Annotated in this window: 21 protein-coding genes; 10 read left to right on the top strand and 11 right to left on the bottom strand. The window is 45.1% G+C overall.

Going from position 1 to position 26,977, the window contains the following annotated elements; all coding sequences use genetic code 11:
* Positions 1-85 precede the first annotated feature (85 nt).
* Positions 86-805, top strand: a complete 720-nt coding sequence (locus tag ESB13_RS02585; protein WP_246022415.1) for a transglutaminase-like domain-containing protein — start codon at positions 86-88, stop codon at positions 803-805.
* A gap of 164 nt (positions 806-969) precedes the next feature.
* Entirely contained in the window at positions 970-2,022 is a 1,053-nt protein-coding gene (locus tag ESB13_RS02580; protein WP_129001474.1) for a fatty acid desaturase, read from the top strand.
* Between the two features lie 207 nt (positions 2,023-2,229).
* Here ESB13_RS02580 and ESB13_RS02575 read toward each other — a convergent pair whose 3' ends face one another.
* Positions 2,230-3,315, bottom strand: coding sequence for a hypothetical protein (locus tag ESB13_RS02575; protein ID WP_129001473.1), 1,086 nt, complete (start codon positions 3,313-3,315; stop codon positions 2,230-2,232).
* 646 nt (positions 3,316-3,961) lie between these two features.
* Between ESB13_RS02575 and ESB13_RS02570 the strand changes: the two genes are divergently transcribed.
* The 5 genes from ESB13_RS02570 (at position 3,962) to ESB13_RS02540 (ending at position 10,125) form a co-directional block, all read left to right on the top strand.
* Positions 3,962-5,635 carry a tetratricopeptide repeat-containing sensor histidine kinase gene (locus ESB13_RS02570; protein WP_129001472.1) on the top strand — a complete coding sequence of 558 codons (1,674 nt, stop codon included), beginning with the start codon at positions 3,962-3,964 and terminating at the stop codon, positions 5,633-5,635.
* 6 nt (positions 5,636-5,641) lie between these two features.
* Positions 5,642-6,307: a response regulator gene (locus ESB13_RS02565; protein WP_129001471.1), complete on the top strand. Its 666-nt coding sequence runs from the start codon at positions 5,642-5,644 to the stop codon at positions 6,305-6,307.
* 582 nt (positions 6,308-6,889) lie between these two features.
* On the top strand, positions 6,890-8,896 hold the full coding sequence (locus tag ESB13_RS02550) for a phospholipase D-like domain-containing protein (protein ID WP_129001468.1): 2,007 nt from the start codon (positions 6,890-6,892) through the stop codon (positions 8,894-8,896).
* Positions 8,889-9,881: a hypothetical protein gene (locus ESB13_RS02545; RefSeq protein WP_129001467.1), complete on the top strand. Its 993-nt coding sequence runs from the start codon at positions 8,889-8,891 to the stop codon at positions 9,879-9,881. Before ESB13_RS02550 ends, ESB13_RS02545 begins: the two co-directional genes overlap by 8 nt.
* A 25-nt stretch (positions 9,882-9,906) precedes the next feature.
* Complete coding sequence (locus ESB13_RS02540) at positions 9,907-10,125, top strand: hypothetical protein (RefSeq protein ID WP_129001466.1); 219 nt, start codon at positions 9,907-9,909, stop codon at positions 10,123-10,125.
* 87 nt (positions 10,126-10,212) lie between these two features.
* Here ESB13_RS02540 and ESB13_RS02535 read toward each other — a convergent pair whose 3' ends face one another.
* The 3 genes from ESB13_RS02535 to ESB13_RS02525 all read right to left on the bottom strand — a co-directional run bounded on the left by ESB13_RS02535 (position 10,213) and on the right by ESB13_RS02525 (position 13,775).
* On the bottom strand, positions 10,213-11,460 hold the full coding sequence (locus ESB13_RS02535; RefSeq protein WP_129001465.1) for a PepSY-associated TM helix domain-containing protein: 1,248 nt from the start codon (positions 11,458-11,460) through the stop codon (positions 10,213-10,215).
* 168 nt (positions 11,461-11,628) lie between these two features.
* Positions 11,629-12,390: a 4-hydroxy-tetrahydrodipicolinate reductase gene (locus ESB13_RS02530; protein ID WP_129001464.1), complete on the bottom strand. Its 762-nt coding sequence runs from the start codon at positions 12,388-12,390 to the stop codon at positions 11,629-11,631.
* Between the two features lie 287 nt (positions 12,391-12,677).
* Positions 12,678-13,775: a slipin family protein gene (locus tag ESB13_RS02525; RefSeq protein WP_129001463.1), complete on the bottom strand. Its 1,098-nt coding sequence runs from the start codon at positions 13,773-13,775 to the stop codon at positions 12,678-12,680.
* Between the two features lie 391 nt (positions 13,776-14,166).
* Here ESB13_RS02525 and ESB13_RS02520 point away from each other — a divergent pair, with 391 nt between their 5' ends.
* The gene (locus ESB13_RS02520) at positions 14,167-14,382 is read left to right on the top strand and encodes a hypothetical protein (protein WP_129001462.1); all 216 of its coding nucleotides are present in this window, start codon (positions 14,167-14,169) and stop codon (positions 14,380-14,382) included.
* Positions 14,383-14,910: 528 nt separating this feature from the next.
* On the opposite strand, the gene ESB13_RS02515 is transcribed toward ESB13_RS02520, so the two are convergent.
* The 7 genes from ESB13_RS02515 to ESB13_RS02485 all read right to left on the bottom strand — a co-directional run bounded on the left by ESB13_RS02515 (position 14,911) and on the right by ESB13_RS02485 (position 25,304).
* Positions 14,911-17,037, bottom strand: coding sequence for a TlpA family protein disulfide reductase (locus ESB13_RS02515; protein ID WP_129001461.1), 2,127 nt, complete (start codon positions 17,035-17,037; stop codon positions 14,911-14,913).
* A gap of 69 nt (positions 17,038-17,106) precedes the next feature.
* The gene (locus ESB13_RS02510; RefSeq protein WP_129001460.1) at positions 17,107-18,510 is read right to left on the bottom strand and encodes a RagB/SusD family nutrient uptake outer membrane protein; all 1,404 of its coding nucleotides are present in this window, start codon (positions 18,508-18,510) and stop codon (positions 17,107-17,109) included.
* Positions 18,510-21,845 carry a SusC/RagA family TonB-linked outer membrane protein gene (locus tag ESB13_RS02505; RefSeq protein ID WP_164974072.1) on the bottom strand — a complete coding sequence of 1,112 codons (3,336 nt, stop codon included), beginning with the start codon at positions 21,843-21,845 and terminating at the stop codon, positions 18,510-18,512. The genes ESB13_RS02510 and ESB13_RS02505 overlap by 1 nt, the downstream gene beginning before the upstream one ends.
* Positions 21,846-22,146: 301 nt before the next feature.
* A complete protein-coding gene (locus tag ESB13_RS02500) occupies positions 22,147-23,346 on the bottom strand; it encodes a FecR family protein (RefSeq protein ID WP_129001458.1) in 1,200 nt (399 codons plus the stop codon).
* An 89-nt stretch (positions 23,347-23,435) separates the two neighbouring features.
* Positions 23,436-24,035, bottom strand: a complete 600-nt coding sequence (locus ESB13_RS02495) for an RNA polymerase sigma factor (RefSeq protein WP_164974071.1) — start codon at positions 24,033-24,035, stop codon at positions 23,436-23,438.
* A gap of 94 nt (positions 24,036-24,129) precedes the next feature.
* Complete coding sequence (locus ESB13_RS02490; RefSeq protein ID WP_129001456.1) at positions 24,130-24,531, bottom strand: hypothetical protein; 402 nt, start codon at positions 24,529-24,531, stop codon at positions 24,130-24,132.
* 59 nt (positions 24,532-24,590) lie between these two features.
* Positions 24,591-25,304, bottom strand: coding sequence for an SIMPL domain-containing protein (locus ESB13_RS02485; RefSeq protein WP_164974070.1), 714 nt, complete (start codon positions 25,302-25,304; stop codon positions 24,591-24,593).
* Positions 25,305-25,550: 246 nt separating this feature from the next.
* Here ESB13_RS02485 and ESB13_RS02480 point away from each other — a divergent pair, with 246 nt between their 5' ends.
* Positions 25,551-26,645 carry a pectate lyase family protein gene (locus ESB13_RS02480; protein WP_129001454.1) on the top strand — a complete coding sequence of 365 codons (1,095 nt, stop codon included), beginning with the start codon at positions 25,551-25,553 and terminating at the stop codon, positions 26,643-26,645.
* 103 nt (positions 26,646-26,748) lie between these two features.
* Positions 26,749-26,976 (top strand): hypothetical protein, encoded by a 228-nt coding sequence (locus ESB13_RS02475; RefSeq protein WP_129001453.1) that lies wholly within the window; start codon positions 26,749-26,751, stop codon positions 26,974-26,976.
* The last annotated feature ends 1 nt before the right edge of the window (position 26,977 follow it).

Raw genomic sequence — 26,977 nt, 5'->3', positions numbered from 1 at the left:
TTGGATAAAGGTATATTTGGCTATGTTGTTACAAGCTTCGTCCTATTTTGAGATGTACGCGGATGCCCCGGTTACCAGTATATTCATGTTACGTTCCAAGAGCGGGCCGGGGCAGTTTATCAGGCAGGAGGCTTTTTGGACTACGCCGCAGGTGCCTATCAACGAGTATGTAGACGGGTATGGTAATATATGTCAACGTATTATAATCCCTGCGGGTAATTTTACGCTGGAGACCAGTGTTGTTGCGGAATGCGATGCTTGCATCGATGTAGACATGAGTGCCGTGTATACTCCTGTAGAGGCGCTGCCGGATCATGTGTTACAGTTTCTCCTTCCCAGCAGGTATTGTGAATCGGACAAGGTTACGGAGCTGGCGAGCCGGATAGTCGAGGGCGTATCACCTGGTTATGCGCAGGTTGAGGCTATCCGGCAATGGGTTTATGCTCATTTTTCACGGGAATATGGTACTACCAACAGTTCTACCAGCGCATTGGATGTCCTGCAAAGTAAAACGGGTGTATGCCGTGATTATACACATGCTTCTATTGCGCTTTGCCGAAACCTGGACATACCGGCCCGGATGGTGGTAGGTTACCTGCATGATTTAAAGCCAATGGATCTGCACGCCTGGTTTGAGGCTTATGTGGGCGGGCGGTGGTATACGTTTGATGCTTTGATGGAAAAGCCTGTGGGCGGCCGTATTATTATGGCTTATGGGCGGGATGCGGCAGATGTGGCTTTTGCCAGTCATTTTGGGAGTGTATTTCTTAACAAAATGGAGGTGAGTGTGAAGGAAATATGTTAAAAGCGCATTAAGAAAAGGCTGCAAGCTGGCAGACCGGGAAAATAGTCTATCTTGTTAGGGTCACATCGCGAAGGATTCTGTATAAACCACTATGTCTTCCATAGTTTCGCATTAGTCTTTGTTGTCTGATAACATAACCAAATTCATCATTTCAATTTTTCTTCATGTCTTTTTTAGATCATGTGCTGGAAAGGCCATCTTATGGGTGGACGGATACTTCTGGCGCGCTTTCTGTTCCTTCGAAACGTAAGTTATTGGGGGAGTTTGTTTCGCGATTAAACGTTTTTAGTAACCGGAAAAACTGGTTATCATTTTTCAGCTGGTTTAAGGTGGTGGCGTTGCTGCCTTTTTTTGTGTTCTTCGTGGTATTTCATTTCAGTTGGCTTTTTCTGCTGGCGGGTTTTCTTTACAGCATGGTACTGATGGGGACACATGGAACGATCTGGCATCATCGTTATTGCACCCACCGGGCTTATGTGTTCAGCAATCGTTTCTGGCGTTTTGTGACGCGTAATTTATCGCTGAAGATCATACCGGAAGAGATCTATGTTATTTCGCATCATGTACATCATGCAAAATCGGATCAGCCGGGCGATCCTTATAACGCTTCAGGCGGTTTTCTTTATTGTTTCCTGGCAGATGTTAATCATCAGCCTATATCGAGGAGCCTGGATGAGAAGGATTATAACAGGGTATTGGGGTTAATGAAACATACCGGTGTGCGGAGCAATGACTTCAGGCAGTATCAGAAATGGGGATCTGTTGCAAGGCCATCGCAGACCATTCTTCATTGGGTGCTGAACTGGGGATTCTGGTATGGCGTGTTTTACCTGCTGGGCGGTCATGGGCTGGCCTGTGCTTTATTCGGGGGCGCCTTTTTCTGGGCAGTGGGTGTAAGGACGTTTAATTATGAAGGTCATGCCAAGGGAGAGAAAGATAAGCAGCGGGATGGGATAGATTATAATCGTCATGATAATTCTATTAACCAGTTATGGCCGGGATATGTAGCGGGTGAATGGCATAATAATCATCATCTGTATCCTTCCAGTGCGCGTTCGGGATTTCTGCCTTACCAGTTAGATCTGGCGTGGTATTATATACGGGTGCTTAAATTGATTGGCGGCGTGAGCAGTTATAAGGATTCGCGCAAGCAGTTTTTAGAGCGGTATCATACCCCTTTTGTGGCGGGGAGGCGAAGGACAGGCGGCGAAGTGTAAATGTGTGGTGGTTATGGGCAGGTTTACTCCGGCTTTAAGGCCCGTATATAAAGCGTAGTTTTTCGTAGATGGGAGGAGAAGAAGTTTCCGGGGGCCTGGCCCCCGGAAGAAACGGGCGTCCCAATTACAAGACAAGAAGTTTGCCGCAAATTTTGCTGTCAGGTGCATTTGTGCGGATTTTACCGGCAGGGTTTTGATGGAGCAGAGTTATTGATTCAACGTAAGGCTTTTACTTGAATCCTGAAGTAATTTGATTTTAGGCTCTATGTATCTACCATAGATATATTTTGTCACTGGTTTCAGCTTTATATTGGGATTGACAGGATGTATGCCATAGCAGGTAAATAATTCAATATTTACACCAGTATCTACACTTTTCCCATAAAAAACCACGCCTATGTCTTTAGGAGTAATGGTGCGCCAGTCGGTGATTTTCCGGAAATTATTTGCTTTTTGAGCATCCAATGCTATAAGAGATGCTCCTGGTATGTTCAGATAACATGGAGCAGATTGAAAATGATCGTCTTTCCAGTACATACATGATTGTTCCCGAGGTTCGTCTATGGACAAAAAGTAAGCAATCATAGAGGCAATTATCATTAGCATTGCAGGTCTTATAGCTTTACTAGCATAGAACCAGGCTGTCAACCTTCTAAAACGCGCTTTGCTTTCTGTAAAGAAATCTTTCCCGATACCTTCCTCCTGATTTTCAAGTTTCGAAGTTAGCGTTACTCCGACTTTAACGCCTTCACCAGTACTATCTTTTCCTGGTCTAACCGGCGCTTCTCCAGCAGATATTCCCCCTCCCTCAGGCAAATCAGGTTCTTCCACAGGCTCTATAATCGCAACGGGCAAACCTTTCGGAATATTATCTCTGCCGCGGGCATTTACATTTTCCTCCTGAGCAGCCATTACTTCAGATTCCCTTTTCCGATCCAATGCCAGATAATCTACGTCTATCTTATAAGGCCTCGGCTGAAAATCAATCAGCCATGCTAAAAAGTCAATATCCTCCAAATCTCTGATCCCTGTATTTTCTCTCAAGAATTTCACCAAAGGTCGAAATCTATCTATATCATACTTATAAATCATCTCTTTAAGAGAGGAACCTTTATCTGCCGGACCAAATATTGCCCATAATATATTTTCATCGCCGTTTTCACATCGCTGCTCTAAAAGCGCCAAGCATTCTTCTCTGATACCTGAACGTTTTAGTTCTATCATTTTTACGGAAAGCTGATTGGCTTTCCTTTTTCTATAGTACTCGTTTCTGACGCAATCTCTATAAGACATAATTTAAATATTAACTATACTAAAAGGAATTATCGGAATTTATTCCAAGCATTCTGGCTCTTCCAGAGGATTTCCCGGAATTACCGCCGGAATTCCAGGAAAGACCGGAATGATCGGAACAATTGTTTATCAACGACTTATACCGTTCTATCTTTGAGTTAGAAATCAAATGAAGCCATATTAGCTAACTGGTTTTACTGTACAGCATCTGATTTCATAAGAGTAACGATGACGGGAGCAAATAGACGTTTTGGGAAGCATTTATAAGCTTCCGCCATCGGCACTCCACTTCCCAAGAACATAAGAAGCGCTTCTTATTTCACTTCAACTGCAGCCAGCAATGGCCCGCGGTGCGCATACTTACTTCTTAAACCTCAAAGATTAAATTAAAATGATATACATATTCTTCTATATGTTCCTGGGATTGGTATGTCCAAATCTCACGGGCTCGCAGTCTGGCAGTCATAATACAGCACAAACCACCAATGACGGTGATACAGGCGGTGAAACGGATCATGTTCCGCCAGCACCACCTCCACCTCCTCCAGCGAATCCTTAATTGTAAATGGTAAGGCAAGAGTAATCTTGCCTTATTTTTTATCATAATAAAATTATTCTTTTTCTATTTTTATGTCAAATTGCTATTTTGAAAACCCGCAATCTTTATTTAACGGCCCTTGCTTTTTATGTTTGCGCCTGCGACCGGCATCCTGCACCCCATCTTGCGAAGAAAGAGCCGAATTACAAGAAAGCGGAATCGCTTTTTTACTATGGTAACAAGGACTCTGCCTTTTATTATTTCAATGATGTAGCAGGCAACTCCAAAGACAGTTCACAGGTAGCTGTTTCCTATAGTTATATGGCCTCCATACAATCGGATGCGGGCGACTATTTTGGAAGCCAGGAAAACCTGCTGCTTTCATTAAAACACCTCGACGAAAAGAAAGCAGGGGATCACTACTGTCTTTCGGCCAACTATAATGAGCTGGGATTAACCAGTTCACGCCTGGGTAATTATGAAACAGCCATCAGGTATTATGATCTCGCATTGCGATTTAGCCCGGAGGCCAAATTCAAGTGGCGCATACTTAATAATAAAGCGGTTGCGTTTCAAAACCTACAGCAGTATACGCAGGCCCTGTCGCTTTATGATTCTTTATTAAATGTAGCGACGCCCGACACCAAAGAATATGCACGTATACTATCGAATCTTGCCAAAACAAAGTGGCTGAAGGATTCCAGCTACAATGCGGTTCCACCGTTTTCAAGCGCCCTTCAGATTGAAAAGCGGGTAAAGGACGAATGGGGGCAAAATGCGAGCTATGCCCATTTGGCAGACTATCATTTTCTTCCACATCCTGACTCGGCTTTGTTCTACTCGAAAATGATGTATGCAATAGCCCAAAAGCTTGAGAGTCCGGATGATCAACTAGAAGCGCTACAGAAGCTTATCAAGCTATCGCCGGTGCAAGCAACCCAGGCATATTTTGAACGTTATCTTCAATTAAATGACAGTCTACAGCAAAAACGAAATGCGGCCAAGAACCAGTTTGCGCTTATCCGTTATGAGGCGGAGAAACACAAGGCTGAGAACCTGCAGCTACAAAAGGAGAACGCGGAAAAGCAGTCCGAGATGATCCGTCAGCGTTTGATCTTCATTTTTGCAGGATTGCTGTTGTCATTAACAATTGTGTTCCTGATAGTATGGTTTCGCAAGCGAAAGCAGCAGGTACTGCTCAAGGCAGAAAACACCGTCCGTGAAAGCAGGCTGAAGACCTCCCAAAAAGTTCATGACATTGTTGCCAACGGGCTTTACCGCATCATGACAGAGATCGAACACCAGGATCACGTAGAAAAAAATCTCTTACTGGATAAAATTGAAGATATGTATGAGCGGTCACGTGACATATCGTATGAAAAGCAGGATAGCGCTCATGCCATTTTTCATGACGAATTAAATAAGCTACTTGAATCATTTGCCAATGGCAGCAGGAGAGTACTGGTTGTTGGGAGCCGCGAGGAGCTTTGGGAAAGAGTTAGTTTAAATGTGAGGCAGGAAGTGAAATGCATATTACAAGAGCTTATGGTTAATATGAAAAAACATAGTTCCGCCGGCAACGTGGTTATCAAGTTTGGACAACAGGAGAACCAGGTACAAATTCAATATACAGATGACGGCATTGGTTTGCCGGCCGAATTTCGTTACGGGAACGGACTTAATAATACGGTTTCCCGTATAACGACTATCCGGGGGAAGATTAGTTTTGACAATAAGACAACGACAGGGCTTAAAATCCTGATTTCTTTCCCAATAGGATAAATTAAAATGATACAAAAAGTACTGATAGCTGAAGATCATGAGAGCGCCAACCTCTCTTTACAAAGGACACTTGAAGAGCTGGGAATAGGCAGTCCCGATTACGTATATTACTGCGACGACGCTTTGGCAAGGATAGAGAGAAGTAAAAAGAATGATGAGTCGTACGATCTTTTAATCACAGATCTGTATTTTGAACCGGACCATAATAAACAAAAGATACCGGGTGGCGCCGAGTTGATTACGGCGGCGAGGCAGGTTCAGCAAGACCTGCGCATACTGGTATTTTCGGCTGAAAGCGGCGGCGCTGTCATCAAGCGTTTATTCGATGAGCTTGAGATAGACGGTTATGTGCGTAAGGCCAGAAATGACGCCAAGGAGCTAAAACAGGCGATAGAAAGCATATCGAAAAACCAGATCTATTATCCAAGACATCTGAGGCAAAAAGCTGAAAGCGAAAACTGTTTTAACTTCAACGATTTCGATATCGCAGTTATACAAGCACTTGCAGATGGCACACCTCAGAAAGACATTCCTCTTCATTTACAGCAAAAGAAAATCCACCCATCGAGTTTAAGCAGTATAGAGAAACGCCTTAATGTTATCAAGAGTTCTTTAGAGATGTCGAAGAACGAACAGCTCATAGCGTATTGCAAGGACATGGGGGTTATTTAGCGATTACGGTTTCCCGTAAGAAACAGTTTGTTCTCCTATCTATTTTTGATACATCAAAAGCAACAACAATGTCAAAGAGCTACTATGTATCAAACCGAGCGCAGCCAGACGGTTATCACGAAGTGCATAATGAAGACTGCCAATTCCTTCCTTCGGTAAACAACAGGGACCACCTGGGAATATTTACATCCTGCTATCCGGCAGTAGCTGCTGCGCGGGCAAAATATGATAAGGTCGACGGATGTAAGTTTTGTTCACCTGGCTGTCATACCAGATAATGACAGCCCCTCTGCAATCTCTTAGAGGAGCAGAGGCTAATACCTATGTACCAACCAATAATATGCGCCCTGAATGAAAGCACTCTTACTTGCAGTTATGCTGCTAAATGGATCTATATGTAATGAAGCGCCCACGTATGTTTATATCTGCCAAAGTTCTACTGCCAAGAAATACCATTACAGGGAGAACTGCCCGGGATTGAATAACTGCAAGCACAAAATTGTAAGGATTAAAAAAGAAAGTGCCGAAGAGAATGGCAAAACGGTTTGCAGATGGGAGCGATAACTTAATACCTACATCATAATGGAAACAATTGATCAAAAAGTCATTAATGACAATAAGGAGATCTATGCCTGTATACAAAGCGAATTGTACAAGGCTACATTTGAAATACTACTGGCTACTGCGTGGTTTACAGATGAAGATCTTTTTAATATTCTGTTGGGAAAGCTAGCGGAGGGGGTTCGCGTGGAAGTTATTATTGCGGATAACCAGGAGAATGAGAAGCTGGACTTCGGTTTACTTGTATCAAAAGGAGCTTTTGTTTACAAGATAAAGAACAGTGGTTATGGCATTATGAACCAAAAGTTCTGCGTTATTGACCAACGGATCGCTCTTCATGGTTCCTACAACTGGAGTGTCAATGCAAAAAAGAATAATCATGAGAGTATTATCAGCACCAACCATAGTGAGACCATCCGTTCGCTCATTGAGAATTTCCATGAGATTAAAAACCGAATTCTTGAACAAAATGGAGAACCTGTAAGTAAGCCTACTATAGCTGTTTCCAGAGCAGAGCTACCGAAGGGTATTCCCGTAGATGTTTCCGCAAAGGCCGGGATGGAATTTGAGCAGGTGCTGGATACGATGATCGCTGCGGAGATCAGGAATTTTGACCGGAAGTTGCTGCGGGAACATGGTTTCTCGCGATGCAATGCTAATAATGGCGATCACCAGGTGTTATACAAGGCTTTTGATACCCTGTATTATGTTTTCATCAATGACATCGATGTTGTTGAAGACAAGAAAACCCGGCTGGTTGCAAAGATTGAAGAGCAGCGAATCAAGAGCCAGGACAATATAACCAGGAACAGCGAGATACAAATTGACTTCCTTGAGCGGGCGCATGTAATCGGCAAAACCAACCTAGAGGTATCGCGAACGAACCAGGAAACGGAATTGGAAGTTACCAGCAAAAGTATCGAGAAGATCAGGCAGGACAAGATCCCTGTTTTAGAAGAAAAGAATTATCAATTAGACAAACAGATAAAAGAGAAAGAGGGTGCTATCCTAAGGCCCAAGTTCAAATGGTTCGAATTCATTCCCACAATGTTATTTGGAATCGTCTTAGTTTTTTACATCTTTCTTTTCTATTCATCGGGTGCTTACATCTTACTCTTCAGCGCCCAGGACGCAGCCGAGCAGCAGTTGCAAAACATACCTGTGGCTGCTACCCAGATCTTTGATTCCAAGGCCTTACATAAGGCTTTTGAAAGAGGAGGCACGACGCCAATGTTCATTCTCGCCTTCCCTCTCCTCCTCATCATCTTATCTGTTATTGACCAATATGCCCGCTCCAGATGGTCGAAGCTGGGTAAGGCCGCGCTTACGGTGCTGATCCTTTTTGCAGATGCCGTTATTGCGTATCAAGTAACTCAAACTATTTACGAGATAAATTACTCCCGCGGTACCGTTAACGTGCCCTGGAAGTTTCAAATGGTTTTTGCTGATCCCCATTTTTATCTTGTATTTGTATTTGGCGCTGCCGGCTTATTTCTGTTCAAGGTTGTATTCAAGAAGTTCATAAGCATTTTTGAAGAGCGCAACCCGGATAACATTACCCTATCGAACAGGCTTGCCGTCAAACATCTACAAGAAGAGCTTAACAGCAACCTGGAGAAGATAGCTATATTAAAAGAAGAGGTCGCCGTATTGGAAAAGCATTCAATACAATTAAAAGCGGAAATAAAACATATAGATCTTGAGCTATCGAACCTTCCGCAATCATTAAACCAGGATCTTCAAAAGAGAAAACAACAACTTATTCAGGCGTCTGCAACAATAGACAGAATTGCGGCGATTTATACAACACGTGTGCAGTCGGATAATATCCGTATTTCCCTTGACGCATTAAAAGACCGCATCAATATATTCCTGGAGGGATGGAATGATCTGCTGTTCCAGGAATATGCCGTATCGAAGGCGAGTCTTAAGGCAAGCCAGGCTGCCCAGGTTGCAACAGAGTGGCAAGACGAAAAACTTGCCAGCAATGTCATTGACAAACGTGTAAAAATCAACCAAGATGCATAAACTCATTTTCGCAGGATCGCTGTTACTGCTTTCCTTTCTGCAATGCCAGATGACAGAACCTGCTATGCACGTGGCAGCTGCCGGCAAAACCTACAATACGGTACATTTCAATCTTATTTTTTCTTCTGATTTGTCAAATCGGGTCAATCCAACTCTTTATAAAAGACCACTTAACGACGGGGATATTCTTTCCATTGTCACTCAAAATCTTTACCCTTCGATCCTTCGCTGCAAAAGATCGGAAAATCAAAAAGATAAATTACTCGTTGACTTTATCAACAAAGGCCTGATCACTCAATATGCGGTAAATACGGATAAGCTTTTTATTGATTTCGGAAGGTTCAAAAATCAAAATGAGCGGATCGCCTATATAGCGGAGAGAAATGGAGTAAAAGAAACATTAAGGAAAGACATTGGCGACATGAGAGCTGAATTCCAGAAAATGAACGGGCTTGCGGCAAAGGAGAACTTTGGTGCAGATATCTGGAGTTATTTTAACCAGGGAATAGACAACAAACGTGTGCTTGCGCCTGAAGCGGCTGTGAGGTATGAATCGAATGTTTTCATTAATACCTATCGGAATGTACTGATCTTAGCGACAGACGGGTATATTGAAGCAGGGATATTCGGGCAAGGTGTTGACTTAAGCAAAAACACCATTGACCGGTTTAGAAAAGCTTATCTATCGTCGGGGGTAACTAATATGCGGGACTTTTTAAGGAAAAGTAAAAAATTCCAGATAAAACCTGTGGCCAATGAAAACCTAAAGAACCTTGAGGTGTTAGTAATGGAATTATATGATCGTTCTTTATCGAAAGGCGGTACTGCCACTGTGCTGCCTACAGATATGGAGATCATTCAATTATTCTGGACAGAGTGGCTGGAGGCCTCCAAAGTAAAGCGTTTTGAATTACATCCTTATGCCAGTTCGAAAGACGAAGCAGAGAAAATCATCCTTAACTTTCTTGGAGTAGAGAAGTTATAGTAATTCGCAAGCCAATGAGCCTATTATGAAACGGTATAAGAATTTAAGCGGAAACTCAGGCGTCCTGGGATACGAAACAGGTAATGCTTACATCGTTGTTAAATTCTCCGGAGGAGACAGAACGTATACTTATAGTTACGAGGGGGCAGGTATGCGCCATGTTGAAAAGATGAAACAGTTAGCTGCTGCGGGGAAGGGTTTGAGCACCTATATTTCGAAATATGTAAAAGATAAATACGATTAATTTCTTAAACAACCCTATCCCCTGCTTATTAAAAAGTCTTCCTGCGTCAGGCGGGAAGACTTTTTGTTCTATAACGGTGATTGTTATTTAGGCTGATGCGTGAGTTTTGTGTTGGGAGAGCACTGTTTTGCGCTGGTGTTTGCCGCCTTTCTTCTTTTTCTTTTTGCCCCACCAGATAATGAAGCCGGTAATGGGTAAAGAGGCGCCGATAAGACTGGCAAAGAAGGCCAGGAATTTGCCGGGCAGGCCCAGGATAGCTCCGACATGAATGTCGTAGTTAAGACGGCGGAGCTTTGTGCCTACGGAGGCTGTTTCGTATGACATATCGTAGACGCCTTCTTTCTCGGGCTTCAGTTCCTTTACATTGTACTGATCGAAGGTATATCGTTTGAAATTATAGAACACGCCACGTTTGGGATAAACAGATACGAAGAATGAAGACTTGCGCTCAGCCGTATCGGGTAATGACATATAAAAGCCGGTTGCTCCCGGGTGGGCGGATACAACTTTGTTCCATACAATGTCTGCCGCCTGTTCGGGGAGATAACCTTTACCCGGCCTTGTTGTATCGGAGGATACGGTCGAGTAAGGCGGTAAGGTTTGTCCACCTGTTGTCAGCCAATAGGTTCCTTTACTGAACCATTCGATGCCCCATACCATTCCTGTCAGCGAAATGACCAGGAGTATGAGCAGGGAATAAAAGCCAAAGACATTGTGCAGGTCGTAGTTGACACGTTTGAGACTTGCTGTCCATTTGACCTTAAAAGCCTGTTCACGGGTTGCTTTCGTCCATTTTCGCGGCCACCATAACACAATGCCGGTGATGAGTGTAATTACAAAGATGAGGATGCTATAATTCACTATAGGGCGGCCTAATTTCCATGGGAACCAGAGGAAACGGTGGCCGTTGAGGATCCAGCGGAAGAAAGGCACCTCTCCTTTTTCGTAAATGCGTTTTTTAATTACCTGACCGGTGTAGGGATCGATATAAAGCCTGGCGTTACCTGCATTGCTTTTGACGTTTAGCGGCTGGGCATAGACTTCGAAAACTTTGCCCTGGTAAACGCTATAATTTGTGACACGATAATCTTTGAGTTCGGAAGCAGCGATCGCCATCAGGCGGGAAGGCGGCAGGACCGGTTTTTCCTGCTTTGCGACGCGTGTTTCAGGTTCAAGGATGGAAGTGATCTCTTCATTGAAACACCAGATACAGCCGGTAAGGCAAACGATGATAACGATAATACCGGTTATCAACCCCAGCCACAGATGCAGCCATGCCGATATACGATAGAACAGGGAACGGTTTGATTTTTTCTTTTTAGCCACAGCAGCCATACCGTGATACGAGTTTTCTTGTTCAATGAAAAATGCAATCCAACAGGAAACGAACTACAAATGTCAGGGAAGTGCAGCGGGATTGCTGCCGAAATCGGGAAATTTCCGATGGAGTTTGGAAGGGCGCTGGCGGTAAAGCCGGACTACTTAAGTGCAGTCCGGCATTATTTAGTAGAAAGATTGACCGCCGAGGATGTTAGCGAAGATATTTTCCATGGAGAATAAGCCACGGCTTTTATCCTGCAGCCATAGTGCTGCGAAGATGGCGCCTTGTCCGAATGCGGAGCGGTGAATACTTTCGTGAATGAGGCGTATGGTTTGGTTGGGCAAACCAAAAACAACTTCATGTTTACCTACAATACCTCCGGCCCTGAGGGAATGTACCCTTTCTCCTTCAACACCTAATGCATCGGCCATTTTCAGTGCAGTTCCTGATACTTCGGGTTTGTCTTTGAAATGAGACTCCACTATTTCCACATCGGCATGGGGTGCAATCTTTTGCAGTAAGCGGGAGGCCACTATCAGGAAGTTTGCACCAACAGTAATGTTGGGAGAATGTACTATAGCTGTATGATTTGCATACTCGCGGATCTGACTGATCTGTGCGGGCTCATACTTTGAGATGGCGGATACAATCTTCACTCCATTCTGTACAGGCTTCCTGTAAAGGGATACACCTGAAGGACCTGAGAAATCAATAATTACGTCTACAGGGTGATCGTCATGAAAACTGTCGCTGATCTGACTGGCAGCATACACGCGGGCGCTATCGTAGTTAAAGTCTAACAACTTACTAGCGAATTTGCCCTTTTCATGTCCTGATCTCCTGATCACCCAGCTCAGGTTAAAGCGGGCATCGTTCAATAGCTCTCTAGCTACCAAACTACCTGTTTTACCAAAGCCAAGCAGGCCTGCTCTTATTTTCTTCATATATGCTAAGATAGGGTTCCATGCGCAAGAATGCAATAGCAGCGGCCATTTGAGCGATTTACGACGATGCAGGTAAGCTAGTGTAAGACAATAAGTTTCGTTTTTTTTACACAAAATTCATATTTGTGATGGTTGGTGCAAGCAACATACATTAATGTGGGAATTGAACTTTTCAGACTCACTGAAAACAAAGAGTGGTTCACCGAATAAAATTCACTTTAATACAAAGAATAAAATAATATCAGTAACAAATGTTAAAAATAAAAAGAGGAGGTTACCCTCCTCTTCTATTTATTGGAAATAAACACTTGTTTCAACTGATCGAGTAATTGTCCGTTGCCGTTGACACTGATCGTACTGATCTTTTCAGCGATCTTTTCAACGTACTCCATTTCTTTCAGCTTCCACAGCATCTGGTTTTCTTCCATCAGCTTTGCTGTATTCAGCAAGCTACGTGTACTTGCAGTTTCCTCCCGCCTTGTGATGCCATTTGCCTGCGCTCTTTTTTCGGCTACCAGCACCTGGTTCATGATGTCTTTTACATCGCCAGGCAGGATAATATCCCTGATACCGAAGTCATAAACAGTTAAGCCCATTGCTTCTGTTTTTGCCTTTAAGTTGTCAAGTACAAAAGGAGCAATAGCATCCTTTCTTTCCAGCAACTCATCGAACGTAAGTGTACCTGTATATGCCCTTAATGCAAGCTGAAACAAGACGTAGATTTGTTTTTCGTACTCTTTGTTCTGCATTGCTTTTTCGATATCGGTTACCCTGTATTGCGCATATGCATTTATACGGAGTGCAGCCTTATCGCGCGTGAGCATCTCCTGTCCATTGATCTCCAATTGAAGCAGTCTCATATCGGCACGCTGCAGTGTAATAGCAATGTTATTCTTCCACCAGTAATAAACACCAGGCTCAAGAACACGCACATACTTACCATCGATATACAGGAGCGCCAGTTCATAACTTTCTACCGTAACGGTGCGAACATAAGGCGCCACCAGCTTATCGAGCAGGATAGCACGGTTAATATTTTCAGTGATCTCGATTTCAGACAGATCGGCCCTAACAAACTGATATTGTACGGGATGTTTCCAGAAGGCATACCTGCCTGCTGTGAGCACTTTTTTGAAGAGCCCGTTTTCGTACAGAAGCACCAGTTCGGTATTGCTTACTTCAACCACATGCAGTGCATCGGCCAGCTGCTTATCCTGTAACAGAACATTCAGTTCGTAACCAGGTATAAATTGTTCTGTTGTATTATATACCATCAGCTTTTCGGAAAAACCAAGCCAATAAACACCCTCTGTAAGCATACGCAGGTAGCGACCTCTTTTAAACACCAGCGCTACCTGGAGGGCATTTACTCTTACCCTTTTCATTTTATATTGTTTTAGTTGTGAACAAATTAAAAAGACAGCGTTTGTTTTCCCACCAGTAAGATCACGGAGACCTTCTTTGGCATTAACGTGGTTATTGTTCATTTATGTTTAGCAATAACAGCAGATAAAACCGACAGGCGTCTGCTGGTGTTATACCAGTTGCTTTGCTGACCTTGCCCCCCGGCAGTCGATTACAAAGCCGGGAAAACAAAGCTGTCTTTCGTGGTATCTATTTTAAAGAAGCGATACCGGCTTCCCTGATTCAAGCATCCTAAGTGCTTTGCGTTACCAATTCCGCCAATCTCACAGGATGAGACATGGGATTCGAACCCACATGAATGGATGGTTGCTCTAACCATTTGAGCTATATGGCACTTAACCATAGAAGGAATTGAACCTTCAACACACGTCCTGGTGGCCCATACCTGCAACAGACAACAGTATACAAGCAGGCATACCTGTTGCACTGCCGGGCTATACAGAAGCCCTGGCTTCGCCGCTGTTACAGCATACATGCCATCTTCCCGTTAAGGAAGCTTTTTTGCAGGCAGCGTCAACTACCGGCAGTAATGAGTTGAATGCAATACATGGCTTCACATACAGCTGATCCATTGCCATTCAGCCGATGCAGATATGAAGTATTACAGTGTGGGATTATCTTATAAGGCAGGTAATAAAAAACCCCGCAGTAGCGCGGGGTTCCTATATAATGAGTTTATATGCTCTACTTATATACGCTACTAACCCCGCAGCCGCCAAGTCCAAGAGGACCAAAGCTTACTTGCCTATTTATATTTAAATGTAGACGTACCATTTCTTTTTATTTTGCTGAGGCAAAGATAATTGAATTCTTTAATATCCAAACTTTCTGTTAAAATATTTTTACAATTCTTTGTTACAGATAAAAATCTATAAAGTGTTTTTTATTCACGCAAAGACAAATGAAACAATAGCCCTGACGGGAGCATCAGGCTGAACATCATCACTCTTTAGTAAACAAGCGGCGGCGGCGCAGTGAAGAGACGGGCTTTGTATGCCTGCGGTGCCAGCGCCGGGAAGGAGCTTCCCGGCGCTACCGGTAATACGGCTTTTGTTAGCAGGTTCTTTGTACTCGTTCCAGTCGTTTGGGCACCACTTATTTTGCCGTCGCTTTACTCTCCGGCTCGTTCTTCAGGAGTTCGACAACATATTTGATCTCTTCGGCAAGCGCAATATGATTTTCAGATCCACCACTTGACCACCAGCGAATGATGCCATTTTTATCGATGATCACTTTTTCGGGGATACCGTTGAAGTGCAGCACTTTCCTATATTCTTCGAAGGCCTGGTCGTTTCTGTCTGAGCTATCCGTTTTATTATCGAATAGTACGGTAAAGTCATATTTTTTAGCCGTAACAAAAGAGTCGGCCATTATTTTATAACGGGGATTCTGTTCGAGTGTAGAGATAAAATAGAAAGCGATATCCTTGTCATTTTTGAAGTGATCCACTGCCATTTGCATGCCTGGCATGGCTGCTTTACAAGGATGGCACCAGGTAGCCCAGAAATCGAGCACTACAATCTTGCCTTTCAATCCGGCCAATGATACTTTATTGTCGTTTTTATCAGACAAGCTGAAGGCAGGTGCCGGAACAGTAACCATTGCTTTACGGATGGCCTGCTGTTCTTTCTCTATGCTTTCTTTTGATTTCAGGGATATCACATAAGCAGGGAAGTTTTTTTCATCCTTTCCATTCCTGAGATAATCAGCTTTCAGGGTCTTTATCATTTCGGCGGTAAAGGCATTTGCATAAATTGCACCATGGATGTATTCCAATGCTTCCTTATTTTTCTTTTCGCGTAGCAGGAGCTTTACATAAACATCGTTAAAGACAACATCGCTGTAGCGGATAATGTCAAATACCTGCGCAGCCAATTTCGAGGCGGCGGCATATTCCCTGTTTTCGAAAAGCAGTTTCACATGATGTGCGAACACCTCATAATCTTTTACCATGAAGGGACGAGGCCATTCGGAAGGCGCATAGATGCCGCGTTTGGACACTTCGGGATTGGGATCATTCAGAAGTTTCAGCATACGATCCATATACACTTTTGCGATATCGTAGGCTTCGGCATCGGTGATCATGGGCTGTACCTGGTGGAAAGGAAACATCACATAATGCATGTACAGGTAAGGAAGCAATTCCAATGGCGCCAGCGTACCCAGCCTTTTTACTTCGGCCAGGTTGTGTTGCATAAATGCTGTATTGCCCTGAAAGGTGAAGCTATTGGCAAAAAATGAATTCTCACCCCATACCGGATCGGTAAACTCGTTCCAGTTATATTTTGAAGCGGGATAGGTTTCCAGGAATTTATCCCATGCGGCAAGATGCTTTTCCTTATCCATGATACGGTAGACATCGCCCAGTTGCTTTTGCCGGAATGCGATGCCGTTGGGATATTTCGCCAGGATAATTTTCATTATGGAGTCGGCAGCATCATTGTTATTCAGAATACGGCTATAGATACGCTGAATGGTAAGAAGTTCCTGTTCTTTTATATCGGGCAGCGCTGCTATTTCAGCTGCGCCCTTACGGATGATGGAGTCACCTTTTTCCGGCGGAAAATATTCTTTCACAGACATGCAGATGCGATAGAACATATTCCTTCTTACGGTGAGGTCGCCCCATTCCTTTGCCACGTATAACGCAACAGCTACTCTTGGTTCGATCAATGATTCGGGGCGGACCAGATCGGACATATATCCTTTTATATCCCTGCGGCGCATCAATGCATATTCGGTGTATGCGCCGGGTGTCATACGTTTGTTCTTATCATGAATGAGCAATACATAAGGCCACCTGTTACCCTTGTCGATGGTATCGGCAACGTAGAAGCGGAAGCAGATAAGTGCGGCGCCTTCGGGGATCTGTTTTTCGCCTATCCACCCGGTATCCGTTTTCGTTAACGAGAGGTCGTAACCTTTCCATTCGAAATTCTTATACAGATAGGCGAAGCCTTTCACAGGAGTGTTAACGGGGCCACGGGGCCTGTAAACGACATGCAGGGTATCGCCGTGATAAAGAACAGGCTTATCCCAGCTAAAAACCGGCGGTAATTGGGGCGCCTGTGCCTGTTGCAGAGATTGTTGCACCTGCTGTGATTGTTGTGCCTGCTGCACGGGTTGTTGTGCAGGCTGTTGTGCTTTACCGTGCAGGCAAAACACCAGCATACCAGCCGCCATGAGGCGGTTGGCATGCGTGAAAGAATTCATCTTCACCATTTTCTATTTTTAATGAATCATGCTCTTCTTCAGATGAGCAATACTGTTATCCGGATGTAGCTGTTGTTATCAGGGATTAGGCGTTAGGAAAGGATTCAGCAGTGTTTCATTGTAAGGAATCGGGAACAAGGCATAGGAAGATCTCCAACCGGTTTTCTCTGCGCCAAGCACCGCATCGATGGTACCTGTGCGTTTCAGGTCGAAGAAGCGATGGCCCCACTCACCAAACAATTCCACTCTACGTTCGTGCATGATGGCTTTCATAATATCGGCATCTGAGCTGGCGGCAGTATTTTCCAAACCGGCTCTTTTACGCACTTCGTTGAGATCGTTCAGCGCGCCCGTATTATTGGCCTGCATCAACTTTGCTTCGGACCTTATGAGGTACATTTCCGCCAACCGTAAGGGCGTATGCGCTTCACGGGGATTAGATACCGTAGTTGCCGTTCCTGAGGTCTGCTGTTTGTATTTGAAAGGATAGTAGTAGCTGGTACCTGCCGCCACGTTCGCTTTCAACCAGCTTGTTTTCCGTTTATCGTCCTGCTCAAATGATTGCAGCAGAAAAGTTGTAGCAAACATGGTAGGTATATTGGTAGCAGAGTAAGGGATAAGCGCCACACTTTGCACCGTTTCGTCGCCTGGGGCTGTAGAAGGCACCTGCCAAATGGCTTCACGGCTATTGGTAAGAAAAACACTATCGAGCGCTACCATTCTATAGTTACCATTAATGAGCTCTGTAGCAGCGGCTTCAGCCAGGCTCCATTGTTTGCGATAAAGATATACCCTTGCCAGCAGCGCTTTCACCGCGTCGCGGCCAATCCTTACTTTGTTGGACTGAAGGGGATCGTTTTGCAGACGCGTATAGGCATCTTCGAGGTCTGTTACTATCTGTCGGTAAATAGCACCCGTATCGGCCCTTGGCAAGATGGAGGTTACCCTGTAGTCGGTAACGGTGCATAAAGGCACCGGTCCGTATAAGTTCATCAGGTTAAGGTGAAAGAAAGCACGGATAAACTCCGCTTCGGCTATGATCTTATTTTTAAAAGCAGCGCTTATGCCATTGCTGGCGCTAGCGCCTTCTATTACCGCATTGGCCTGGTAAATAAACTTATACGCATAAGACCAGAGATATGAGTTATTGTTTGAGTTATTTGCACTTACCGTATTGGTTGCAAACTCCTTGTAATAAGTATAACTGGTATTGGCATCATAGTCATCAGCAGCAAGGCCGGCATAGGTACCGGAAGCCTCATTTCCTATCGTCAATATTCTGCTGGAGGTACCAATCATATTAATATAGATACCTGTTATGGCAGCATTAGCATCGGCACTATCGGCAAAGACCTGTTCCGGTGATAATGAAGTTGGAGAAGTCGGGATCTCTGTAAACTTTTTACAGGAAGACATTACCAGCAGCAGCAACAATGCCCATGCTGATCTATGGTATATAAATTTATTAGGATAGTTCATCATTAAAAGTTGAATTGTAAACCACAGGAAATTGTTTTTAACGGTGGAATGGAGTAGAAAGACAGCGTTTCCGGGTCGTGTCCCCTGTACTTTGTTATTACAAACAGGTTTTGAGCATTCATATAAATGCGGCAGGAGCCCATCTTAATTTTCTTCAGCCATTCGCCATCGAGGGTATAACTAAGACCGAGGGTTTTAAAGCGGATATAAGAGGCATCGCTGTATGAGAAGTCGGACATTTTAAGATAGCTCATGGTTTGCCCGGCTCCCACATATGTTTGCGTTAGTTTCTGATACCTTGTTTTATCACCCGGTTTAGTCCAGCTATCGAGCAGTTCAACCGGCATGTTCCTGATACCTCCGGGTGTGCCGTCGAGAGAGTTAAAGAAGTTAGGCCCCCATTGTTTTCTGAATTCGAGGAAGATATCTACCTGCAATTTTTTCCAGGTAAGCGTATTACGCAGGCCGCCAAAGAAACGTGGATCGGAGTTGCCCAGGATAAACTTGTTATCGCCGTTAATAGCAACAGGCTGCATGGTTTTTCCGCCAGCCTTTGTATTGAACTCCGCGATACCTGTTGTTTCATTGATACCGGCAAAACTGTAACCGCGAACCAGGCTCACACTTTGTCCTACTACAAAGATGTTACCGTAGGAAGAAGATTCTAAACCCGGGAACGCTACCAGTTTATTTTTGGGAACAGAGAGGTTCAGGGAAGATTTCATAGTAAGGTTCTTACCCTTCAACGGTGTTGCAGTAAGAACAAATTCCCATCCGCTGTTTTCGATCATTGCCTGAAAGTTGCGGGTAACGTTGTTAAAACCTGTTTGTGTAGGCAGTGCGTACTGCACCAACTGGTTGCTGCTACGGTTGCGGAACCAGCTTACACCCAGCAGAATTTTATCGTTCAGGAAACCTGCATCGAGACCAAACTCCAGCTTTTTGGTAATACTCCAGCTATAGTCGGGGTTATTCAGGTTTGTGGGAGTGTATCCCGGGCTACCGAAGTAGTTATTGATGTTACTTATTACTTTCCAATTGGAATAGTACATATAGTCTGCTACATTGTCGTTACCGGTAGAGCCATAGCTGCCCCTGAGTTTACCAAAGCTCAGCACAGACCGCAGTGGCTGCGCGAAGTTTTCTTCGGTAAAGATCCATCCGGCGCCTACGGCACCGAACTGCGCCCAGCGGCGCCCCTCTATAAAACGGCTTGAGCCGTCGGCCCTACCTGTAAGGTTCAGGATATATTTATTGGCGTGGATATAGTTGACACGGCCAAATACTGCATGGTATTTATACGGGGAATAGCTATCGGATACTGTTATCGTACCTGCTGCGGTGATGTTGTTGAGGAACTGATCGTTCAGGTAATTGGTACCGGAAAGCACTGTGCTTCCGCCTGCCATTTTCAGGAAGGTTAAACCGGCCATCACGTCGAGTTTACCCTGGCCTATTTTGCGAACGTAGTTAAGCTGTGGTTCAATGTTCCAGCTATAGCTACTTGAGTTGGCTTTGTTGGCTACACCACGGAGATAATAAGAAAAAGGATCCTGAGAAGCAATTGGATAGATCCTGTACTCGTTGCTTGTAAACAGGTTGTATCCCATATTGGATCTTAACGTAAGCCCGGGAAGCAGGCGATAGCTAAGGGCGAGGTTGGTCAGCAGGTTTTGCGAACCTACATCGCTTTTCTGTTTCAGGTAAGCATATGGGTTTGTAAAGCCTGAGATAATAGAGCTGTATGCGGTTCCCTTATAGTCCCAGATCAATGATCCATCTGGATTGAGCAGATCGGGAAAATTGGGAGTAAGCGTGAATGCAGAAGTGATGCTGGGGTTGCCCGGCAATGCATTACGGCTGTAAGAGTAACCTGTGGTAAAGTCGGCAGAGAAACGCCTGTCGGAGGAGCTATGATGCAATCCGGAGTTAATAGACATACGATCGTGCAGAAAAGTTCCGGGGAAGTAATTAGATTCTTTATCATAGCCTGCGCTAAGAGAAAAAGAGTTGGTAGGGCTACCTCCGGACAGGAAGAGGCTTGCAGACAGTGTTGTTGCGGTTCCGCCAAAAAGATCCTTCATAAAGTCGGTATGTTTATTCTGATCGAACAGCAGCAGATCCGGAGCATAAGAATCCCAGGTATTGAGACCGGGTGTTGCCTTGTCGTTTGCAAAGGCCTGGCGGCGCATTTGCAGGTATTGTTCCGTGTTCATCATGGGCATAGTACGGGATACACGGCTAAAGCCGGAGGAGATATTACCGTTCATGGTTACCTTACCCACATTGGCTTTACGGGTAGAGATGATGATGACACCATTGGCACCTCTTGCACCATAAATGGCTGTAGCATCGGCGTCTTTCAGCACCTCGATACTCTCGATATCGGCGGGGTTGATATTACCGAAAGGGCTTAAGCCGCCGCCGTAATTACCGTTGTTATAGGTGATGTTCTGTAACAGATCGAAGGCATTGTTCTGGGGAGCAAAGGGAACACCGTCGATGATAAACAACGGATTGTCCGGGGTGCGTGCCGTTGGAGACATTGGAGAAGAACCTATTGTATTCTGTCCTCTTACCTGCACCTTCATCATAGCGCCGGGGATCCCGCTCTGCGTGGTAACGAGGAGGCCTGGCACACGTCCTTCGAGCGCTGCCAGCGGATTCATTACGGGTTGTGACTGGATCTCTTCGCGTCCTATTTTAGCGATGGAGCCAACGTTATAACGTTTGGAGACAGTACCGTAGGCCTGCACTACCGTTTCGTCGAGCGGGTTGCTGCTGGCTTTCAGGATCACATAGAAGGTAGTTGCCGTATTTTTTGGCGTTTTCAATTCGCGTGTTTCAAAGCCCGTGTAGGAGATCACCAGGGGCGTCTCCTCTCCTATACCCTTGAGCGTGAATTCGCCTTTTTCATCGGCCTGGATGCCCTTTTTAGAACCTTTGAACATGATGGTGGCACCTGGCAGAGGATTACCTAAAGAATCGATCACCTTACCTTTGAGATCAACGGGCGGCGGTGGCGGCACAAAGCCTTCTGCCTGTTGTTTCCTGCTGATAAGAATATTCCTGCCCTGGATACTAAAGTCGATGGATTCATCTTTAAAGCAGGCGCGCAGCAGTTCGGTGATGCCGGCATCTTTTACTGAAACGGTCACATTTTTTACACCGCCGAGGCTTGCGTAGTCAAAGAAAACGACGTAACCTGTTTGTTTTTCGATGGCACTAAACACCTGCTCTACCGGCACATTCCTGCCGGTAAAACTTACCTTTTGGCCAATGCCTTTTGCGCAGACGTTAAGACAGGCCACAAGTAATAATAAAGACGTAAGCTTCATAATCATAAGCAGTTTTCTCCGAAGTACCCGGGATGAGTGATCCTCGTGTACAACGGGTAATGGTTTTGGAGCAAAGCGGTTACACGCTACTCCATAAAAGTAAAATCGCATACTTTTGTAGTAGTTTTGGAAGTCAACAATGTGATACTGATTCGCGTTGGTAACATAACAGGCAGCCATAACATGTACCGGTTTCCGATTGCCGTCGGTTGCCGGTTTTTTATGTCCCCTGTTGAGCAGGGCTTAAGTTTTTATCATTTCAGTTGTTTTGGTGGTTTGTTTATGTTGATCAGGGATTTTATCAATCGGGCATAATGGTAAGTGTACGTTCCTGCAGTTTATAGTGAATACCACTTTTTTCGAGGAACTGTAATATTCCTGATAGCGGCAGGCTACGTTCCAGCTTACCTCCAAAGTCGTGTGCGGGTATAGTTCCCTGGTACACGACCTCTATATTGTACCAGCGTTCCAGCTGTTGCATTACTTCTTTTACAGAGGCATGATGAAACCAAAACTGTCCTTTTGTCCATGCTACAAACTGCTCTGCTTCTACGTCTATCATTTTCAGTCCTGTTGCATTTAATACCGATTGCTGGCCAGGCGCTAACAGCAGGCTATTACCATTATGGTCTTGGGACTGAATACGCACGCTACCCTGCAGCAGCGTTGTGCGGATAGCATTTTCATTGTTATATGCGTTGATATTAAAATGCGTTCCCAGGACGGTGAGCTCCTGCTGTGCGGCGTTAACGACAAACGGGCTGCCTGCTTTTGCAGCCACTTCAAAATAAACCTCACCTGTTATTGCCACACGGCGTTCTTTTGCGCTGAATGCTGCGGGGTATTGAATAGATGAAGCCGCATTAAGCCAAGCCCTGGTACCATCGGGCAAGACCAATTGATACTGACGGCCACGAGGAGTTGCAAGCGTATTCATCATTGTTTCAGCAGCAGATGTTGCTGCATTGTCGTGATATACCAGTTGTCCGTTTTGTTTGGAGACATTCACATTAGCCTGGGTAGCAATATTACCGTTAGCTGCGGTATCCAATATTACCACGCTGCCATTGGCGAGCGTAAGGATCGCGCCTTCGTGTCCGGGCGCTACATCATTAACAGCAACCGGGGTTTTAGCCGGAGCAGCCAGCTCACCGTTCCTGATCCATAACATGGCCCCTGTTGCTAAGAGGAGCAATACCGCAGCGGCAGCAGTCCAGCGAAATATGTTTACCGCTCTGCGTTTCATGTCGGGCAGTTGTTCAGACGCGGGTTCTGTTGTAATAATTTCATCGAACATTTGTTCCCAGGCTACCGGCAGCAGCGGTGTACGTATCGTTATTGCCTTCCATTCGTCGGATAATGCCTGATGGAAGGGTTCATCCTTACCGGCATTACGTATAAAGGACATCAGCTCATCCAATTCCGGACGCGCGCAATTGCCGGCAGCGTACTGCTTTAAAAGATATCCGATACGTTCCTGATCTATGGGGTTCAATTCCATTTAATTAAAGCTTTATCATGCCCTCCATACCAATAAAGACGTACGGGGAAAGGATATGTCATGAAATAACCGAAAAAAAAGCAAAATAGTTATAACACATTGAAAACTATAGAAAAAGCAATCGCCAGTGTGATGTCGTGTTGTTTCAGGCGGGTTCGGACGTGTTGCAGCACTTCGGAGATAATATTACGGATGGTACCTTCGGAGAGCTGCAGGCGTTCTGCTATCTGGCGGTGGGTAAGTCCTTCATAACGGCTAAGATGGAAAACGGTACGTCTTTGTGGCGTCAACTGTTCCAGGGCGGAATCGATGATGCCGCGTACTTCCTGCATGTTGATGTGTTCTTCGGTGCTATTGCGGGAGGCTGCGATATTTTTCCAGACCTTTTCGAGCATGGCAGACTCATTAGCGAGTTTGCGCAGATAATCGATGCTTTTATTCCTGGCCATAAAGAAAAGGTAGCCATCGGGATTGGAGACTGCGCTAAAGGCCTGCCTGTTTGTCCAGCATTTCAGGAAGATATCCTGGACAAGCTCTTCGGTAGCGTGTGCGGATTTAGTGATACGGAAGACGAAGGAATAAAGCTTTTCGCGGTAACGGACGAAGAACTCCCTGAAGGCATTTTCGTCGCCGTCTGCTATCAACTTCAACAATTCCAGTTCGTTGTATTCGGAAGAAACCCGCTGCAAAATGGCCAGTTTTAGCAGCAAAGGTACAATGTTCGGCAGAAAGAAAGCCGCCGCCGGTATTACGGTCAACCGGTGACGGCTGTAATGTGTTTATTTATTCCTCCCTGATATAGTAGCTATTGAAAGCATCCTTTATTTCGAGTGGCACCAAATACAAGGTGTCGTTATGAAGCGTCATCCGGTTTTTCAAGAGGAATTCAGGTCTTTTTATGTTCAACACTTTGATCGTTTCTCCATCCTGTGCTTCGGTGGTTTCTGTGTACCGGCATTCGAAGATTAAAGTATTGTTGTTGAAGACACGATACAAGCTATCCTGAGAAAAGGTAATCAGGGTATTCCTGTTTTCCGGTTTTAATGTTAAGTCGACGCCGGCAATTCCGCCCGTATATCTTATCATCCGCCAGGCTCCTACCAGAGAATCATTGGCAGCAGAACCGGAAGATTTGGCACAGGCAGCGGCCAGCGTTATTGTTATACAGAGCAGTAAGTATTTCATGGTTGTTTTTATATAAAATGACGACTGCCTTTCATAAACCGTTGCGCAGGAGAAATATTTTAATTTATAGCAAAGGACGCGTAGGCGCTGCCTCTGAATTCGAGGATCTCGGCTGTCATTTTGAAACCGGCGCCACCAAAACCCTTGTTATAGAGCTGGAGATTATAATCGGAGCCGGCATAACTTACACCGCGATCGAATGCATTGCTACGGTTGTAATTGGAGAGATAGAGCACTTTGCCGACAGAGACGTCCATTTTATCGCACATTTTGCCTGCGGTTTTGCGGGCATCTTCCAATGCCAGGAGGTTCACTTCTCTCATAATGCTGTCTGACTTCGTGTGGTTATAACGGATATTGTTGATACGGGAGATCTTTGTAGCCAGCAGTTCTTCTGTAAAGCGCTCCATACGGGTAATATCTTTCAGTGTAACGTCGAGCACCTGGGAGGCTTCGTAGCCGTTAAAAAGGTCGCGGCCGCCACGGTAGTCGTACGACTTATTGGTGGAGATGGCACTGACTTTTATGTCGGATTCACTTTGCACGTATTTTTTGCAGACGGCGAGGATTTCATTTACGGCAGCCTGGGTTTCGGCAACGGCATCTTTCATAGCCGGTTTAACATTAGCAGCACTTAATGAGAACTCAACCATGTCGGGGACCACCTTCATGGTAGCTTCACCGGTGACCTCAATCTGCTTTTCTTTGGAAGGGGTACTACAAGCCATGAAAAGGCCGGTAGTAACTACGAGGAGTGATAGTGCGTTACGCATAGGAAATATTTTTAAGAGGAATGAGATGCCAGCCGGGGTTATGTCCATAAGTTCTACCGGTTAATACAATGTTAAAGCGTTTTGGGCAACAACCACCGTTTCAGGTACCTGGCAAGCGGGAACGATTGCGCAAAAAAAGACAACAGATACGGGGAGTTCACTCAAATTTGTTATGATAATGATTGCTTTTATAATGCTAAGGCGTTATATCAAACTGGTGTAACCACCATTAACCGCTTGTCATATATGAGACTTCAATTTGTTACCATTCCGCTGGCTGCCATATCATTGGCATTTATATGTTTAAGCTGTGCAAAGAAGGCAGAGAACAATTCGTCTACAGGGCCGGAGGCCCCTCCTGCCGCCACTGTGTGTACAGCCCCGGGATGGGCATCACAAAACGGCGGCACTACCGGTGGTGGATCGGCTACTGCGACAGTGGTGTCGACCTATGCAACACTAAAGGCCGCTATCGAGAACAAAAGTGTAAAAGTGATACAGGTGAGTGGAAGTATTACCATTCCATCGGGCGGGCGAATCAGCTTCCAGGATCAAAGTGGCAAAACACTGTTCGGTGTGCCCGGCGCGAGATTGGTGTCAGAAGACCAGACACAAAATAATTCGGGCATCATTTATATGAAAAGGTGCAGCAACATCATTATACGCAACCTTGTATTTGAGGGAGCCGGTGCTTATGATGTGGATGGCCAGGATAATATGACCATAGACAACTGCAGCAATGTATGGCTGGATCACTGTGAGTTCCAGGATGGTGTTGACGGCAATTTAGACTTCAAGAATATGTCGGACTATATTACCGCCACTTATTGCAAATTCAGTTATCTGAAAGCTCCGCGTGCGGGCGGCAGCGGCGGTTCCAATGATCATCGTTTTTCGAACCTTATAGGTTCCAGTGACGATGCCACCGGCGACAGGGGGCATTTACGGATCAGTTTTATCCGTTGCTGGTGGGCTCCCGGCTGTGTAGCGCGGATGCCAAGGGTACGTTTTGGGAAAGTACATGTTGTAAACAGTTATTTCAACAGTACAGTTAGTTCGAGCTGCGTGCAGGCGGGCTTTGAAGCGGATATACTGGTAGAGGCCAACGTGTTCGAGAATGTAAAACGCCCGATAGACCTGATGAGCAACAATTCTACAGCTGTGCAGGAGAAGAACAATATATTCATCAGCGTTACGGGGAATACGGCAGGAAACGGGGTCAATGCCTTCGCGCCACCCTATACCCTAAATACGCTTGATAACTCGGCCGTAAAAGCAGCGGTAACCGGCTCTACAGGCGCAGGCGCTACCCTGACGGGTAATAGTTGTACCAATTTGTAATTGTTGGTTCACAAGCAGGTGCCGGTAACCGGCGTTATAATTGGGACCAATGGGACTGAGATTGAGCGGAGATTCAGGTAATTTTCCGCTTTAATATTCGCAGATGAAATCCAAGATCACTAAGTCACCCTTGTGGCGCCTGGCAGTATCGTTTTGTGCTATGTATGTTATATACAGTTCTTTGCTAAGAGGATCCAGCTCTCATTTTTCTACACTCAGATATGCCATCATGATCGTGGCGTTAGCGATTACCGGGATAACGGCAGTTGTTGCGCTTATTCAAATCGGGTTCTTCCTCTATAACAGGAAAAAGGCGGGCGGAAACCAGTAGT

This window comes from Filimonas effusa, from assembly GCF_004118675.1.
In the GTDB taxonomy this organism is placed as follows: domain Bacteria; phylum Bacteroidota; class Bacteroidia; order Chitinophagales; family Chitinophagaceae; genus Filimonas; species Filimonas effusa.
The sequence above is the reverse complement of the archived record's forward strand: the minus strand, read 5'-3'. Positions and strand labels throughout refer to the sequence as shown.